The following is a 15,957-nucleotide window of genomic DNA, read 5'->3' as shown; positions in this document are numbered from 1 at the left end:
CATTGTGAACCTCGTAGCCAGAACGGTGCTCGGGAGGCTCGGCGGCCTGCTGCTGACGCTCGTCCTCGCGAGCGTCGGGATCTTCTCGGCCGTCCTCCTGACCGGCGACCCGATCGCGGCGCTCGCCGGGGGCGCTAAGCCGACTCCCGAGCTGATCGAGCGGATCCGCGACGAGCACCGTCTCGACGAGCCCGTCTGGGTGCGCTATGGCGACTGGCTCACGGGGGTTCTGCACGGTGACTTCGGGCGCTCGTACGTCTATCAGACCGACGTGATGACGCTCGTGGCACCGCGGTTCGCCATCACGCTGCAGCTGGTGCTGCTGACGATGGCGATCATCGTCGTCTTCGGCGTCGGCTCGGGCGTGCTCGCCGCCGTCCGCGGCGGGGGCGTGGACCGCGCGATGGTGATCCTCACCTCGCTCGGGATGGCGCTGCCCACCTTCGTCGTCGCGATCCTGATGATCTGGATCTTCGCGAAGACGCTCGGTTGGTTTCCCGTCTATGGCGAGGGCGGGGGGTTCTGGGATCGCCTCTGGCACCTGGCCCTCCCCGCGGTGTCGCTCGCCGTGCTCTTCAACGCGTACGTCAGTCGCGTCACCCGGGGCTCGCTCGTGGCGCAGCTGCAGGCGGAGCACGTCGACACGGCGCGCGTGCGCGGCATCCCACGTGCGCGCATCTTCGGCGTGCACGTCTTCCGGAACGCCGCCCCGCAGATCCTGGCGATCTCGGGGACGACCGTCGCCGGCCTGTTCGCCGCGTCGGCGATCGCCGAGGTCGCCTTCGGCCTCGGCGGCCTCGGCTCGCTGCTCGTCCAGGCAGCGGCACGAGCCGATCTGCCCGTCGTGCAGATCGTGTCGCTGCTGCTCGTCGCGATCTTCGTCGTGCTGAACGCGGTCGCCGATCTGATCAGCCTCCTCATCGATCCGTCGAGCGTCGCGGGAAGGGGCCGCTCATGAGCGTCGCCCAGATCGGAAAGGGATCCCTTCCCGGCATCGCCCGCCGCGCCGCGCGTCGTGACGTGACGTTCTGCGTCGCACTCATCGTGTTCGGAATCGTCACCGTCGTCGCCATCGCCGGACCCTGGCTGTCGCCCTACGGGCCCAACGATCTGTACGTCGGCCCCATCAACGGCGCGCCGAGCCTCGCCCATCCGTTCGGCACAGACGATGTGGGGCGCGACATCCTGTCCCGCACGCTCGCGGGCGCGGCGACCAGCGTCTTCGCGCCGATCGTCGTGGTGCTCGTCTCCACGGTCATCGGTGGAACCCTCGCCGTCGCGAGCGCCTGGTTCGGCGGGATCGTGAGCGGCGCGATCGCGCGGATCATCGACGTGATCTTCGCGATCCCGGGCCTCGTGATCGCCGTGCTCGCAGTGGCGATCTTCGGCAAGGGGCTCGCCGCCCCGATCATCGGGCTCTCGATCGCCTACATCCCGGTCGTCGCGCGGCTGTCGCAGTCGGCTGCCGCTCGAGAGCTCGGGCGTCCCTATATCGCCGCCCTGCGCGTGCAGGGAGTCTCGAGCCTTGCGATCTGCTTCCGACACCTGATTCCCGCGATGGTCCCGATCCTCGCGGCGCAGATGGCGGTCGGATTCGGGTACGCGATGCTCGACCTCGCCGCGATCTCGTTCCTCGGTCTGGGGCAGCAGCCGCCGGCACCCGATTGGGGATCGATGATCTCGAGCGGTCAGGTCGGCATCCTCGCGGGCGCGCCGGAGCAGTCGGTATTCCCCGCCGTGCTCGTCGTCGTGACGGTGCTCTCGGTCGGCGTGATCGGCGCACGGGTCACGGCCTGGGCGGAACGGAAGGAGCAGTGATGGATACTCCCGTGCTCGAGATCTCCGATCTCGACATCTTCGCCCCTGACGCGGGCGGCCGGCGGCAGCTTGTGTTCGAGAGCTCCCTGTCTGTCGGTCGAGCCGAGGCGGTCGGCCTCGTCGGAGAATCCGGATCCGGGAAGACGCTCACCGTACGAGCCATCGCGGGCCTGCTTCCCGCTGGGTTCACGACGCGAGGCGATGTCCGGATCGACGGACGCGAGCTGCGATCGATGGATCCACGGGAGGTGACGGCGCTGCGCGCGCGTCGGGTGGGAATGATCTTCCAATCCCCGCGCGCTCATCTGAACCCGCTGCGCACGATCGGCGACTTCATGACCGAGGCGCTGCTCCACGTCGCCCGCGAGAAGGCGGACACCGCCCGCGCGCGGGCGATGGACCTGCTCGACGAAGTCGGAATCACGGATCCCGCGCGGCGCATGCGCCAGCACCCCGCGGAGCTCTCGGGCGGTCTCCTGCAGCGCGTGATGATCGCGGCGACACTCGCGATGGATCCCGACATCCTTCTGGCCGACGAGATCACGACGGCCCTCGACGTGACGACGCAGGAGGAGGTCATGGCCGTGATCGCCGAGCTACGCACGAACCGCGACCTGTCTCTGCTCTTCATCACCCACGACCTCGCCCTCGCGAGCGCGGTCTGCGATCGCGTGAACGTCATGCGGAACGGCCGCATCCTCGAGACACTGAATGCCGCGACGATGCGAACGGATGCGCGCGACGAGTACACGCGCGCGCTGATGTCGGCGTCGCTCGCGGATGAGCCGCCGATCGAGGCCGATGTCGCCGGGGAGACCCCTCTCGTCACCATCGAGAGTCTGAGGAAGTCCTACCGGGTGCGCAGCGCGCGCGGCCGGAAGGCGACACTTGTCGCGGTGGACGACGTGTCGCTGTCGCTCCCGGCAGGCGGGTCGCTCGGCATCGTCGGTGAGTCCGGGTCGGGCAAGTCGACGACTGCCCGCCTCCTGCTCGGCCTCGAGCGCGCCGACCACGGGACGATCTCGGTCGGCGACGAGGACTGGGGCACCCCAGCTCGACGCGGTCGCGACCGGCGGCGTCGAGCGAAGGTCGCGCAGATGGTGTTCCAGGATCCCTATCAGTCGCTCGACCGACGCCAGACGATCCGACAGTGCCTCCTCGAGGCGATCCGAGTGCATCGACCGCGGGAAGCCCGAGCCGCCATCGACGCGCGCGTGGACGAGCTGATGGCGCAGGTGCGCCTCGACGAGGCACTCCTCGACGCGCGACCGCGCGCTCTTTCAGGAGGCCAACGGCAACGCGTCGCGATCGCTCGTGCGCTCGCCGCGGAGCCCTCCCTCCTCGTGCTCGACGAGGCCGTCTCGGCGCTCGACGTGACGACGCAGGTCGAGATCCTCACCCTTCTCGATGGGATCCGTCGGGAGACGGGAGTCGCCCTGCTGATGATCACACACGACCTCACGGTGATCAGGCGCCTCTGCGACCACGTCGTCGTCATGCGCGAGGGCCGGATCGCGGAGCGCGGCACGGCCACGCAGATCCTCGATGCCCCGACACACGAGTACACCCGGCTGCTGCTCGACTCGATCCCGCGAGAGGGGTGGACGCCGCGGAGACGGCGCCTCGGCCGCACCCAGGCGCTGCCGATCGTGACCGGCAGCCAGATCATCCACACACCAGGAGAGACACGACGATGACGACGGAGAACCTGATGGAGCCGTCGCTCGAGCACTGCTTCGAGCTGCGGTGCCGCGTCGACGACCCCGTGCCACTCGGCGCGAGGACGCCCGGGGAGGGGCGGCACTTCGCCCGCATCACCGGCGGCGCCGTCACCGGGCCGCGTCTCGAGGGCACCGTCCTCGCCAGCGGAGGCGATTGGTGGGTCGGGCGCGGCCTCACGGTCTCGCTCGATGCGCGCTATGTGATCATGGCCGATCTTCCAGACGGGCCGGCCGGCGTCGAGGTCGTCAACCGCGGAATCTGGCGCACAGACGAGGCGACGTTCGCGAGGATGCTCGCCGGCGAACGGGTGGAGGAGACCGACCTCTACTACCGGACGGCATTCGAGTTCCGCACCGATCACCCGGACCTCCAGTGGCTCACAGAGTCGCAGTTCGTCGGCTACGCCAGAGCGGAACCAGGTGTCGTCATCATCCGAGTGCTCCGCCTCGTCTGATGCGCCCTTCCTCCTCCCCATCTCCCACAGAAAGTCGACACACCATGGCCGAATCGGCTGACCTCGTGATCACAGGCGGACGCGTGTTCGACGGCGACATCCGCACGCAGAGCACCGCCGTCGCCGTCGCGCGCAACCGCATCATCCGAGTGGGATCCGATGAGGACGTGCGCGCGCTCGCGCACGCCCGCACCCGGACGATCGACGCGGATGGAGGGCTGATCCATCCCGGATTCGTCGATGCGCATGTGCACGCGGCGTTCGCCGGCGTGGAGCGGATGAGTCTCGACCTCAGCGCCGCGAGGAGCGTCGCCGAGATGTTCGATCTGATCCGACAGGCCGCGGCGCGGCACGGCAGCGGCTGGCTCACCGGCGGAGGGTGGGACCACGAGCTGCTCCCCACGCCGACTCGGCAGATGCTCGACGAGATCGTTCCGGATCGGCCCGTCGCGCTGAGCGATGCGGGGCACCATACCCTGTGGGTGAACTCGGCGGCGCTCGCGCTCGCGGGTGTCGATCGATCCACACCGCAGCCGCACAACGGGCATATCCACGTCGACGAGCGCGGTGAGCCGACCGGTTACCTCAACGAGAGCGCCGCGGAGCTCGTCGGACGGGTGATCCCCGACGCGACGGTGGACGAGATGCACGCCGGTCTGCTGAACGCGCAGGATCACCTCCGGTCGCTCGGCATCACGGGCTGGCACGAGGCCATCCTCGGCGAGTTCAACGGCAAGGCTGACTGCACGCCCGCCTATCACCGGGCCATCGCGGACGGGACGCTCACGAGCGATGTGTCCGGCGCGTTGTGGGTGCCGCCTGGGCTGACCGAGGCGGAGGTGCCCGCGCTCGTCGACCGGTTCATCGACCTGCGGGCCCAGAACGCCGCGGCCGGGTTCCCGACATCGACGGCGAAGGCGATGATCGACGGGGTGCCGCACGGTGAGACGGCTGCGCTGCTGGAGCCGTACTGCAACCACGGCGACGACGGCTTCGCCGGGGAGCTGCACTTCGACGAGGCGGCGATCCGTGCATTCGTCTCGCAGCTCGATTCGGCGGGCTTCGCCCTGCACCTGCACATCATGGGGGATCGCGGGGTCCGCGTCGCGCTCGACGCGATCGAGGCGGCTCGGGCACGGCATGGCGTGGGGCCGCGGCACCACATCGCGCACCTGTCGATGGTGCGTCCCGAGGACGCGCGCCGCTTCGGGCCGTTGAACATCACCGCGAACATACAGGGCCTCTGGGCCGCACCCGATCCCTTCGTCGTCGAGCTGATCGGGCAGGAGCGGATGGAGCAGGGCTATCCGTTCCGCGCGATCGCCGACGGCGGCGCGGCGCTCGCGATGGGGTCAGACTGGCCCGTCTCGCCGGCCGACCCGTGGCTCGCGATCCACGTGGCGGTCAACCGCTGGGCGCCGCCCCCTCCCGGCGTCCCCGCCCTGCCCGGCCCGACCGCGCCCGCGACGCTGGATGCCGAGCACCAGTCGCTGGGCCTCGCACAGGCGCTCGGCGCCTACACGAGCGGATCGACCGCACTGGTCCTCGGCCGCCCCGGTCGGCTGCGCGTCGGCGAGCGCGCCGATCTCGCCGTGGCGACCGCGGACCCGTTCGACCTGCCGCCCGAGGCGATCGCGTCGGTGCGCACAGCCGCCACGGTCGTCCGCGGCGACATCGTGTTCCGGGCCGACAGCGCACAGGATCAGGGGCGCGACGCATGAGTCCGCACACGACGGTCTTCGAGCGCAGGGCGCCCTCGCCGCAGACGATCGCAAGCGCCCTGGCGTCCGCGCGGCACGCAGTGTTCTGGCTCGACGACATCGAGCGGCCGACGCGCCCGCGGCTCGAGGCGACCGTCGACGCGGATCTGGCGATCGTCGGCGGCGGCTACACGGGCCTCTGGGCGGCGGTGCGTGCGAAGGAGCGCAATCCCGATCAGCACGTCGTCGTACTCGAGGCGAGCCGCATCGGCTGGGCCGCCTCTGGTCGGAACGGCGGATTCTGCGAGGCGAGTCTCACCCACGGCCGTGAGAACGGGGAGAAGCGCTGGCCCGGCGAGATCGACCTGATCGACGAGATGGGCCGCCGCAACCTCGACGAGATCGAGCAGGCGGTCGACCGATACGGGATGGATGTCGACTTCGAGCGCCCGGGCGTCCTCAGCGTCGCGGTCGAGCCCCATCAGGTCGACTGGCTCCGCGGATCCGCCGAGTTCCTCGACGCGGACGCCGTCCGCGCGGAGGTCTCCTCACCCACCTTCCTCGCGGGCGCCTGGGACCGCGACAGCAGCGCCCTCGTGCACCCGGCGAAGCTCGCGATGGAGCTGGCCCGCGTCGCGACGGATCTGGGCGTCGAGATCTTCGAGGGATCGCCCGTCCGCGCACTCGAGGGAGGAGCCTCGCCGGAGGTCGTGACGGCCGATGGTCGTGTGCGCGCGACGAAGGCGGTGCTCGCGACGAACGTCTTCCCCTCGCTTCTCAAGCGCAATCGGCTGATGACCGTTCCGGTGTACGACTACGTGCTGATGACCGATCCGCTGTCGGCCGATCAGCAGGACGCGATCGGCTGGAAGAATCGCCAGGGTCTGTCGGATCTGGCGAACCAGTTCCACTACTATCGCCGGACGGCGGACGACCGGATCCTGTTCGGCGGCTACGACGCGATCTACCACTATGGCCGTCGTGTGCGGAGCCGATACGAAGACCGCATCGCGTCCCACGAACGGCTCGCGTCGCACTTCTTCACGACCTTCCCTCAGCTCGAGGGCCTGACCTTCAGCCACCGGTGGGCAGGCGCGATCGACACCTCGACGCAGTTCTGCGCCTTCTTCGGCAAGGCGCGGGGTGGATCCGTCGCCTATGCCTCGGGCTTCACGGGCCTCGGCGTCGCGGCGTCGCGCTTCGCGGCCGACGTCATGCTCGACCTGGTCGCGGGGGAGATGACCGAGCGCACCGAGCTCGAGATGGTGCGCAGGCGCCCGCTGCCGTTCCCGCCCGAACCGGCCGCGGCGATCGGGATCAATGCGACGCGCTGGGCGCTGAACCGCGCCGATCACGATCGCGGGCGCCGCAACCTCCTGCTGCGCTCCCTCGACGCCCTCGGGCTCGGCTTCGACTCCTGACCTGATCTCTCCGCCATCCGATAAGGACCCTTCATGAATCTGATCCGTCATCACATCGCCGCGCAGCAGACCGCGATCGCGGAGCGAACCGGCACCGTCTTCGACCCGGCCACGGGCACGGCGCAGCACGAGGTGGCGTTCGCCACTCCCGCCGAGGTCGACGCCGCGGTCGCCGCGGCGAAGGCCACGCTGCCCGGCTGGCGCGCGACCGGACTCGTCCGCCGCGCGGACGTGTTCTTCCGGCTGCGCCAGCTGCTCGTGGAGCGCCAGGACGAGCTCGCCGCGATCATCACGAGCGAGCACGGCAAGGTGCTCTCTGACGCCAGGGGCGAGATCAGTCGCGGCATCGAGAACGTCGAGTTCGCGGCGGGGCTGCTGCACCTGCTGAAGGGCGAGCGCGCCGAGCAGGTCGCGCGCGGGGTGGACGTCCACTCCACGAAGCAGCCCGTCGGCGTCGTCGCGGCCATCACCCCCTTCAACTTCCCCGTCATGGTGCCGCTGTGGATGACGGCCTCGGCCATCGCATGCGGGAACACGGTGGTGCTCAAGCCGAGTGAGAAGGATCCGAGTGCGGCGCTGTTCCTCGCGGGCCTGTACGAGGAGGCGGGCCTCCCCGCGGGCGTGCTGAACGTCGTGCAGGGCGACCGCGTGGCCGTCGACGCCCTTCTCGACGCCCCCGATGTGCGGGCGATCAGCTTCGTCGGCTCGACGCCCATCGCGCGCTCGATCTACGAACGCGCCAGCGCCGCCGGCAAGCGCGTGCAGGCGCTGGGCGGTGCGAAGAACCACATGGTGGTGATGCCCGATGCCGACCTCGATGGCGCCGCCGACGCGGCCGTCTCCGCGGCCTACGGATCCGCAGGAGAGCGCTGCATGGCCGTGTCGGTGCTCGTCGCCGTAGGGGATCAGGTCGCGGACGCTCTCGTGTCGAGGATCGCGGCGCGCACGACCCGGCTGGTGATCGGTCCCGGCACTGATCCCGCCTCGGAGATGGGGCCGCTCATCTCCGCAGCGCACCGCGACAAGGTCGCCGCCTACGTCGCCGGCGCCGCGGCCGAAGGCGCGACGGTGGTCGTCGACGGCACGGCGCGCCGTTTCGATGGCGAGGGCTTCTTCACCGGCGTCAGCCTGATCGACCACGTTCACCCGGGGATGAAGGTCTACGACGAAGAGATCTTCGGGCCGGTGCTGGCCGTCGTCCGCGTTCAGAGCTATGACGAGGCCGTCGACCTGATCAACCGGAATCCGTTCGGAAACGGGACCGCCATCTTCACGCGCGACGGCGGGACGGCGCGATCGTTCGAGTACGACATCGAAATCGGCATGGTCGGCGTGAACGTGCCCATCCCGGTCCCGGTCGGGGCGTTTTCGTTCGGTGGATGGCGCGACTCCCTGTTCGGCGATGCGCACATCTACGGTCCGGAGTCCGTCCATTTCTATACGCGCTCGAAGGTGACCACGACGCGATGGCCTGACCACACCTCGAGCCAGGTCGATCTCGGGTTCCCGAGCAATCACTGATCCCGGAAGGACGACTCCCATGGCAGACACGACATCACGGCCGGGCACCGATCTCGACGCGGATACGAGGGTGCGCGCGGACGACCGCGCACACGTGTTTCACTCCTGGAGCGCGCAGGCGCTCATCGATCCGCTTCCGGTCGCGGGCGGCGAGGGAGCGACATTCTGGGACCACCGCGGCAATCGCTACCTCGACTTCTCCTCCCAGCTGGTGAACCTCAATCTCGGCCACCAGCATCCGGACCTCGTCGCCGCGATTCAGCGGCAGGCCGGGCAGCTTGCGACGATCCAGCCGTCGATGGCGAACGACGTCCGAGGTGAGCTCGCACGCCGCATCGCGGGCGTCGCGGGCTCCGGATTCTCGAAGGTGTTCTTCACCAACGGCGGTGCCGACGCGAACGAGAACGCCGTGAGGCTGGCACGGCTCGTCACGGGCAGGCGAAAGGTCCTGTCGATGTACCGCAGCTATCACGGCAGCACGTCGACGGCGATCTCCCTCACAGGGGATCCGCGGCGCTGGCCGAATGAGCCCGCAGACGGCTCCGTCGTGCACTTCTTCGGACCGTACCCGTACCGGTCGCCGTTTCACGCGTCGTCTCCCGATGAGGAGACGCGCCGCGCGCTCGAGCACCTGGAGCAGACGATCATCCTCGAGGGCGCGTCCACGATCGGCGCGATCATCATCGAGACGATCGTGGGGACCAACGGTGTGCTCGTGCCGCCGCCGGGATACCTCGCCGGCGTGCGCGCCCTCTGCGACACCCACGGCATCGTCTTCATCGCCGACGAGGTCATGGTCGGCTTCGGGCGCGTCGGCGAGTGGTTCGCCTTCCACGCCTTCGACGTCGAGCCCGACCTCATCACGTTCGCTAAGGGCGTGAACTCCGGCTACGTGCCGCTCGGCGGCGTCGTGATCTCCGAGCGCATCGCGGCGCATTTCGACACGATCCCGTTCCCCGGCGGTCTGACCTACTCGGGCCATCCGCTCGCGTGCGCCGCTGGTGTGGCGACCTTCGACGTGGTCGAACGAGACGGGATCCTCGCGCGCGTCCGCGACCTCGGGGAGCGGGTGGTCGAGCCGCGCCTGCACCGCATCGCGGATCGACACCCCAGCGTCGGTGACATCCGCGGGCGGGGCCTGTTCTGGGCCATCGAACTGGTGCGTGACCGTGAGACCCGCGATCCGCTGGTCCCGTTCGACGCGTCGGGCGACGCGGCAGCACCGGTCGCCGCCGTCGCGGCGGCCTGCCGAGAAGCCGGCCTCTGGCCGTTCACGCACGTCAACCGCATCCACGTGGCACCGCCCCTCGTCATCTCCGAGCAGGATCTCGACCGTGGTCTGGACATCATCGACGATGCGCTGTTCGCGGCCGATGCGCATCTCCCCGGGGTGCGATGAGCATGGATCCGAGCCGACCGCAGAACATCATCGGGGGACGTCCGGTCCACTCGGCGGGCGACACCATCGATCTCGTCGACCCGGTCACCGAGGAGGTGTACGGCCAGTCGCCGGTCTCGCCGGCGAGCGAGGTCGATGCCGCGTATCGGGCCGCCTCCGATGCATTCCGCGGATGGCGCACGTCCACGCCGGCGGCGCGCCAGCTCGCTCTGCTCCGCTTGGCGGACGCGCTCGAGGCGCACGCCGACGAGTTCGCCGATCTGGAGTCGCAGGACACGGGGAAGCCGCGAGCGACGCTCGTGACCGACGAGATCGCGCAGTCCGTCGATCAGCTGCGCTTCTTCGCGGGCGCCGCGCGTGAGCTCGACGGTCGAGCGGCAGCCGAGTACGCCGAAGGATTCACGTCGTTCGTGCGCCGGGAGCCGATCGGCGTCGTCGGGCAGATCACCCCGTGGAACTACCCGCTGAACATGGCGATCTGGAAGATCGCGCCCGCGATCGCGGCGGGCAACACGGTCGTGCTCAAGCCTGCGGAATCCACGCCGCTGACGACGGCGCGCCTCGGAGAGCTGGCCGCCGATCACCTGCCCGCAGGCGTGCTCAACATCGTCCTCGGGGACCGCTCGACGGGCGCCGCGTTGGTCGACCACGTCGCCCCGCAGCTCGTGGCGATCACCGGGTCCGTACGCGCCGGGATGGAGGTCGCAGGATCCGCCGCCGCTCAGCTCAAGCGGGTGCACCTCGAGCTCGGCGGCAAGGCGCCCGCTGTCGTGTTCAGCGACGCGGACCTGGACGCGGCCGCTGAGGGGATCGCCGCCGCTGCCTTCTTCAACGCCGGTCAGGACTGCACCGCCGCCACGCGCGTCATCGTGCACGACTCCGTGCACGACAACCTCCTCACTCGCCTCGTTGCCAGGGCGCGCGATCATGCCACGACGGGTCCCGGGCCCGACGCGTTCTACGGCCCGCTCAACAGCGCAGAGCAGCTCGCGCGCGTGCAGGGCTTCGTCGACCGCCTGCCCGCCCATGCGCGCGTCGAGACGGGCGGTTCGCGGGTCGGACAGCGTGGGTGGTACTACGCGCCGACGATCGTCTCGGGGGTGAGGCAAGAGGACGAGATCGTGCAGCAGGAGATCTTCGGCCCTGTGCTCACCGTGCAGCGGTTCTCTGCCGGGGAGGAGGCGCTCGCGCTCGCGAACGGCGTGCCATATGCGCTCGCTGCCTCGGTGTGGACGCGGGACCATCCTCGCGCCATGCGCTGGTCGCGCGACCTGGACTTCGGCTGCGTCTGGATCAACGCGCACCTCCCGTTCGTCTCGGATATGCCGCACGGCGGATTCAAGCACTCCGGGTACGGCAAGGACCTCTCGATCTACGGGTTCGAGGACTACACCCGCGTGAAGCACGTCATGACGTCGCTCGCGTGAGCCCCTCACCCGCGCCGCTGCGTGGATCCGCGCTCGACGAGCTCCGTCGGCATCACGATCGCCTCGCCGCCCGGATCGTTGCCGGCCGCGGCGCGCGCGAGGGTGCGCACGGCGGATGAGGCCATCTCGCGGATCGGCTGCCGGATCGTCGTGAGCGGCGGGTGCAGCCACCGCGCCCCGCGCACATCGTCGAAGCCGACGACGAGCACGTCGTGCGGGATCCGCAGACCGGCGTCCTGGATCGCGCGATACGCCCCGGCCGCCATCTCGTCGGAGCACGCGAACACGCCGACGGGCCCGTCCCCGCCGAGCTCCGCGAGCGCCCTGGCGCAGGCGCGGCGCGCGTCCCAGGCGTTCCACTCCGCGCGGGTGATCGCGCGCGGCGCGTCGGGCGCGGCCTCCTCGAGGGCCCGCGTGAAGCCCTCGACGCGCGCCCGCCCGTATCGATACGACGGCCAGCCGCCGATCACGACGAACCGGCCCGCCCCGCGCGCGATGAGGTGCCGCGCCGCGGCCGCACCGCCGTCGCTGTCGGTCGTCCGCACGCTCGGAAGCGGGACGATGCTCTCCGACGGCGGCTCCATGAGCACGATCGGGATCCCCGCCCGCTCCATCCGCGCGATCTGCGGGCTCGTCGGCATGATGAGGCCGAGCACGATGCCCGCCGAGCCGCGCGAGCGGATCCGCTCCGGCCAGTCGTCGGCCGGATCGTCGCGCTCCGACGTGAGCGTCACGTCGTAGCCGAGTTCCGACGCCGTCGTGCGCGCGCCGGCCACGATCTCGTCCGCGTAGGGGCCGTGGAAATGGCCGAGGACCAGATCGAAGATACGCGAGGTGCCGCCGCGCGGCCGACCCGGGTGCGCGCCCGTGGCCCGGTAGCCGAGCTCGGCGGCCGACCGCAGCACCCGTGCGCGGGTCTCGGCCCGCATCTCCCCGCGCGCACGCAGGGCGCGCGAGGCCGTCGCGACGCTCACGCCTGCGTGCGCGGCGACGGCTGTGAGGGTGATGCGCGGCGTCGACGTCATGGATCCATTTTGCGCAAAGTGTGCACCGAACGCGAGCGAGCGGTGGGAGGCTTCTGCGCGGTGGCCATGCCCGACGACGCGAAGGAGCAGGTCGATGACGACGGATCCGATGACCGAGCACGCAGGAGACCGAACATGAGTGCGCGCCGCGCCCTCGTCGTCCGGGGCGGCTGGGACGGCCACCACCCCGTCGAGGCCACCGAGCTGTTCCTCCCGTTCCTCGCCGCGCAGGGCTTCGAGGTGCGCGTCGAGGAGTCGAACGAGATCTACGCCGACGCCGGCGAGATGGCGCGCACCGATCTCATCCTGCAGAGCGTGACGATGTCCGAGATCTCGCGCGAGGCCGTGACCGGGCTGCGTGCCGCCGTCGAGGCGGGGACGGGGCTCGCGGGCTGGCACGGCGGCATCGCCGACTCGTACCGCGCGAACTCCGACTACCTGCAGCTCGTGGGCGGCCAGTTCGCGACGCACCCGTCGAAGCACCCCGACGAGCGCGCCGGCGGCGAGGCCGACAACTTCCTCCCGCACACGATCGACATCACCGAGCTCGGGCGCGGCCACGAGATCACCGCGGACATCGACGACTTCGCCCTCGACACCGAGCAGTACTGGGTGCTGACCGACGACCTCAACGACGTGCTCGCGACGACGACGCACCCCGTCCGGCCGTACCACCCGTGGCACCGGCCGATCACGTCCCCCGCCGTGTGGACCAGGAGCTGGGGCCGCGGTCGCGTGTTCGTCGCGACGCCGGGCCACGAGCCGGCCGTGCTGCGCGACGACAGCGTCCGCACGATCATCGAGAGGGGACTGCTGTGGGCGAGCCGCACGGAATCGGCATAGTCGGCCTCGGGGTCATCTCCGAGCAGTACCTCGGCACGCTCCAGACGCATCCGGCGGTGCGCATCGTCGCGGCCGCCGACCTCGATCACGCGCGCGCCGAGGCCGTCGCGGAGCGGATCCCCGGATGCCGGGCGCTGTCCGTCGACGAGCTCGTCGCGGATCCCGCCGTCGAGACCGTGATCAACCTCACGATCCCCGCGGCGCACGCCGAGATCGCTCTCGCGGCGCTCGCCGCGGGCCGCGACGTCTTCGGTGAGAAGCCGCTCGCGGCGACGATGCCGGACGCGCGGCGCGTGCTCGCGAAGGCCGGCGGACGCTGGGTCGGATCCGCCCCCGACACGGTCCTCGGGACGGGGGTGCAGACGGCGCGCGCCGTCGTCGAAGGCGGCGGGATCGGCCGCCCCGTCTCGGCCGTCGCCACGTGGGTCGCGCCGGGTCACGAGGCCTGGCACCCGCACCCCGACTTCTACTATCGCGAGGGCGGCGGGCCGCTGCTCGACATGGGGCCGTACTACCTGACGACCCTCGTGCACCTGCTCGGGCCCGTCGCGCGCGTGAGCGGCGCCTCGTCCAGGCCGCGCGCGACCCGCACCATCGGATCCGGCCCGCGTGCGGGCGAGACGATCCCGGTCGAGATCGACACGCACGTCACGGGAGTGCTCGAGCACGTCGGCGGCGCCGTGTCGACCGTCACCTTCAGCTTCGACGCGGCCGGCACGCAGGCGGCGCCGCTCGAGATCCACGGTGAGACGGGCACGCTGTCGGTGCCGGATCCCAACCGCTTCGACGGCGAGGTGCGCGTGCGCCCCCCCGGCGACCGCGAGTGGTCGCCCGTCGAGGAGCGCGCCGGCTACGAGGGCGCCGGCCGCGGCATCGGCGTGATCGACCACCTCCGCACGGGGTCCGGCCGCGCGAGCGGCGAGATCGCCCTGCACGTCCTCGAGATCATGACCGCTCTCGCCGAGTCCGCCCGCGGCGGCCGCCGCATCGACCTCACGACGGCGCCCGACCGGCCGTCCGTCGTCCCGTTCACTCCCCTCGGATCCTGGAGGACCGCATGACCGCCACGGCCCACGCCGTCGTCGACCTCGACATCACCGGCCACCGCATCAGCCGGCACATCTACGGGCACTTCGCCGAGCACCTCGGCCGGTGCATCTACGACGGGTTCTGGGTGGGGGAGGACTCGGAGATCCCGAACGTCCGCGGCATCCGCAGCGACATCGTCGAGGCCCTGCGCGCCCTGAACGTCCCGAACCTGCGCTGGCCCGGTGGATGCTTCGCCGACACCTACCACTGGCGCGACGGCGTCGGCCCGCGCGAGGAGCGCCCCCGCATCGCGAACACCAACTGGGGCGACGTCGTCGAGAACAACCACTTCGGCACGCACGAGTTCATGGACCTGTGCGAGATGCTCGGCGCCGATGCGTACGTCAACGGGAACGCCGGCAGCGGCACTGTGCGGGAGATGGCGGAGTGGGTCGAGTACCTCACGCGCGGCGACGACAGCCCGATGGCGCGCCTGCGTCGCGCGAACGGGCGCGACGAGCCCTGGGATGTGCCCTTCTGGGGCATCGGCAACGAGCCGTGGGGCTGCGGCGGCAACATGACGGCCGAGTACTATGCGAACGAGGCACGCCGCTACGGGCACTTCTCGCGCGGGCACGGCGAGAACAGGGTGACGCGGATCGCGGCCGGCGCCGCCGACGACGACCTCGATTGGACCCGCGCGCTCATGAGCGCCGCGGCCGACTGCGCGGGGTGCATGGCGGGCGGCGACCTGCCGTATGAGGCCGTGACGTTCCACTACTACACGCACTCCGGATCCGGCATCAACTCCGAAGACGCGACGCGGTTCACCGACGAGCAGCACTACGCGACGATGGCGCACGCGGCGGCGATCGACCGCGTCATCCGCGGCCACGTCGCGGTCATGGACTCCTACGATCCGCACGACCGCATGGGCCTCATCTGCGACGAGTGGGGCACCTGGTGGAACGTGGAGGAGGGGACGAACCCCGGCTTCCTCTTCCAGCAGAACACGGTGCGCGACGCGCTCGTTGCGGGGATCCACTTCGACATCTTCCACCGCCACGCGCGCCGCATCTCGATGGCGAACATCGCCCAGACGGTGAACGTGCTGCAGGCGATGGTGCTCACCGACGGCGAGAAGCTCGTGCTGACCCCGACGTATCACGTGTTCGAGATGAACAAGGGGCACCAGGACGCACTCCAGCTGACGACGCATCTCACCGAGACGCCGACGCGCACCGTCGGCAAGAAGGACCTCGACCTCGTGTCGATGTCGGCATCGGCCAAGGACGACACGGCCCTGGTCTCCCTGACGAACGTCGCCACCGACGAGGAGTGCACCGTCACGGTCGACCTGCGGGGCCGCGAGGCGCGGGTCGCCCGGGCGCGCGTGCTCACGGGCGACGGCGCCGACGCGTTCAACGACGCCGATGCGCCGGACCGCGTCGCCCCGCGCCCCCTCGACGCCGAGATCCGCGACGGGATCCTCATCGTGACGCTCCCGCCCCACGCCTTCGCGACGGTGGAGCTGGCGCTGGCCTGACCCGCGCGCGGCGCAACGACGCACCCCCGGGCAGGAGGTGAGGGAGGAGGTT

Annotated in this window: 13 protein-coding genes; 12 read left to right on the top strand and 1 reads right to left on the bottom strand. The window is 70.6% G+C overall.

All coding sequences use genetic code 11. From position 1 onward, the window contains the following. Positions 1–4 precede the first annotated feature (4 nt). From GB932_RS02200 to GB932_RS02160, 9 genes are read left to right on the top strand one after another with little or no spacing between them, the layout of a single operon-like run. The gene (locus GB932_RS02200) at positions 5–958 is read left to right on the top strand and encodes an ABC transporter permease (protein ID WP_231915962.1); all 954 of its coding nucleotides are present in this window, start codon (positions 5–7) and stop codon (positions 956–958) included. After that, the gene (locus GB932_RS02195) at positions 955–1,818 is read left to right on the top strand and encodes an ABC transporter permease (RefSeq protein ID WP_156759085.1); all 864 of its coding nucleotides are present in this window, start codon (positions 955–957) and stop codon (positions 1,816–1,818) included. The genes GB932_RS02200 and GB932_RS02195 overlap by 4 nt, the downstream gene beginning before the upstream one ends. Further along, the gene (gene nikE, locus GB932_RS02190) at positions 1,818–3,515 is read left to right on the top strand and encodes a nickel ABC transporter ATP-binding protein NikE (protein ID WP_156759084.1); all 1,698 of its coding nucleotides are present in this window, start codon (positions 1,818–1,820) and stop codon (positions 3,513–3,515) included. Before GB932_RS02195 ends, nikE begins: the two co-directional genes overlap by 1 nt. Beyond that, entirely contained in the window at positions 3,512–3,994 is a 483-nt protein-coding gene (locus tag GB932_RS02185) for a DUF3237 domain-containing protein (RefSeq protein ID WP_156759083.1), read from the top strand. The genes nikE and GB932_RS02185 overlap by 4 nt, the downstream gene beginning before the upstream one ends. Before the next feature lie 44 nt (positions 3,995–4,038). Beyond that, positions 4,039–5,715 carry an amidohydrolase gene (locus tag GB932_RS02180; RefSeq protein WP_156759082.1) on the top strand — a complete coding sequence of 559 codons (1,677 nt, stop codon included), beginning with the start codon at positions 4,039–4,041 and terminating at the stop codon, positions 5,713–5,715. Next, on the top strand, positions 5,712–7,115 hold the full coding sequence (locus GB932_RS02175) for an NAD(P)/FAD-dependent oxidoreductase (RefSeq protein ID WP_156759081.1): 1,404 nt from the start codon (positions 5,712–5,714) through the stop codon (positions 7,113–7,115). The genes GB932_RS02180 and GB932_RS02175 overlap by 4 nt, the downstream gene beginning before the upstream one ends. 33 nt (positions 7,116–7,148) lie before the next feature. Further along, entirely contained in the window at positions 7,149–8,636 is a 1,488-nt protein-coding gene (locus tag GB932_RS02170) for a CoA-acylating methylmalonate-semialdehyde dehydrogenase (protein ID WP_156759080.1), read from the top strand. 19 nt (positions 8,637–8,655) lie between these two features. After that, complete coding sequence (locus GB932_RS02165) at positions 8,656–10,035, top strand: aspartate aminotransferase family protein (RefSeq protein ID WP_156759079.1); 1,380 nt, start codon at positions 8,656–8,658, stop codon at positions 10,033–10,035. Positions 10,036–10,037: 2 nt separating this feature from the next. Next, a complete protein-coding gene (locus GB932_RS02160) occupies positions 10,038–11,462 on the top strand; it encodes an aminobutyraldehyde dehydrogenase (RefSeq protein ID WP_438616691.1) in 1,425 nt (474 codons plus the stop codon). Between the two features lie 5 nt (positions 11,463–11,467). On the opposite strand, the gene GB932_RS02155 is transcribed toward GB932_RS02160, so the two are convergent. Then, the gene (locus GB932_RS02155) at positions 11,468–12,487 is read right to left on the bottom strand and encodes a LacI family DNA-binding transcriptional regulator (protein WP_156759077.1); all 1,020 of its coding nucleotides are present in this window, start codon (positions 12,485–12,487) and stop codon (positions 11,468–11,470) included. Between the two features lie 135 nt (positions 12,488–12,622). Here GB932_RS02155 and GB932_RS02150 point away from each other — a divergent pair, with 135 nt between their 5' ends. The 3 genes from GB932_RS02150 to GB932_RS02140 are packed head-to-tail and all read left to right on the top strand — an operon-like array spanning position 12,623 to position 15,905. Beyond that, positions 12,623–13,330 (top strand): ThuA domain-containing protein, encoded by a 708-nt coding sequence (locus GB932_RS02150; protein WP_156759250.1) that lies wholly within the window; start codon positions 12,623–12,625, stop codon positions 13,328–13,330. After that, complete coding sequence (locus GB932_RS02145) at positions 13,303–14,391, top strand: Gfo/Idh/MocA family protein (protein ID WP_156759076.1); 1,089 nt, start codon at positions 13,303–13,305, stop codon at positions 14,389–14,391. The genes GB932_RS02150 and GB932_RS02145 overlap by 28 nt, the downstream gene beginning before the upstream one ends. Then, on the top strand, positions 14,388–15,905 hold the full coding sequence (locus GB932_RS02140; RefSeq protein ID WP_156759075.1) for an alpha-N-arabinofuranosidase: 1,518 nt from the start codon (positions 14,388–14,390) through the stop codon (positions 15,903–15,905). Before GB932_RS02145 ends, GB932_RS02140 begins: the two co-directional genes overlap by 4 nt. Positions 15,906–15,957: the final 52 nt, after the last annotated feature.

The organism is Microbacterium karelineae, assembly GCF_009745985.1.
GTDB lineage: Bacteria > Actinomycetota > Actinomycetes > Actinomycetales > Microbacteriaceae > Microbacterium > Microbacterium karelineae.
The sequence above is the reverse complement of the archived record's forward strand: the minus strand, read 5'-3'. Positions and strand labels throughout refer to the sequence as shown.

Excerpts from the sequence above, each read along its gene's own strand:
- GB932_RS02195 (WP_156759085.1), top strand. The coding sequence starts at position 955 with ATGAGCGTCGCCCAGATCGGAAAGGGATCCCTTCCCGGCATCGCCCGC.
- nikE (WP_156759084.1), top strand. The coding sequence starts at position 1,818 with ATGGATACTCCCGTGCTCGAGATCTCCGATCTCGACATCTTCGCCCCT.
- GB932_RS02185 (WP_156759083.1), top strand. The coding sequence starts at position 3,512 with ATGACGACGGAGAACCTGATGGAGCCGTCGCTCGAGCACTGCTTCGAG.
- GB932_RS02180 (WP_156759082.1), top strand. The coding sequence starts at position 4,039 with ATGGCCGAATCGGCTGACCTCGTGATCACAGGCGGACGCGTGTTCGAC.
- GB932_RS02175 (WP_156759081.1), top strand. The coding sequence starts at position 5,712 with ATGAGTCCGCACACGACGGTCTTCGAGCGCAGGGCGCCCTCGCCGCAG.
- GB932_RS02170 (WP_156759080.1), top strand. The coding sequence starts at position 7,149 with ATGAATCTGATCCGTCATCACATCGCCGCGCAGCAGACCGCGATCGCG.
- GB932_RS02165 (WP_156759079.1), top strand. The coding sequence starts at position 8,656 with ATGGCAGACACGACATCACGGCCGGGCACCGATCTCGACGCGGATACG.
- GB932_RS02160 (WP_438616691.1), top strand. The coding sequence starts at position 10,038 with ATGGATCCGAGCCGACCGCAGAACATCATCGGGGGACGTCCGGTCCAC.
- GB932_RS02155 (WP_156759077.1), bottom strand. The coding sequence starts at position 12,487 with ATGACGTCGACGCCGCGCATCACCCTCACAGCCGTCGCCGCGCACGCA.
- GB932_RS02150 (WP_156759250.1), top strand. The coding sequence starts at position 12,623 with ATGAGTGCGCGCCGCGCCCTCGTCGTCCGGGGCGGCTGGGACGGCCAC.
- GB932_RS02140 (WP_156759075.1), top strand. The coding sequence starts at position 14,388 with ATGACCGCCACGGCCCACGCCGTCGTCGACCTCGACATCACCGGCCAC.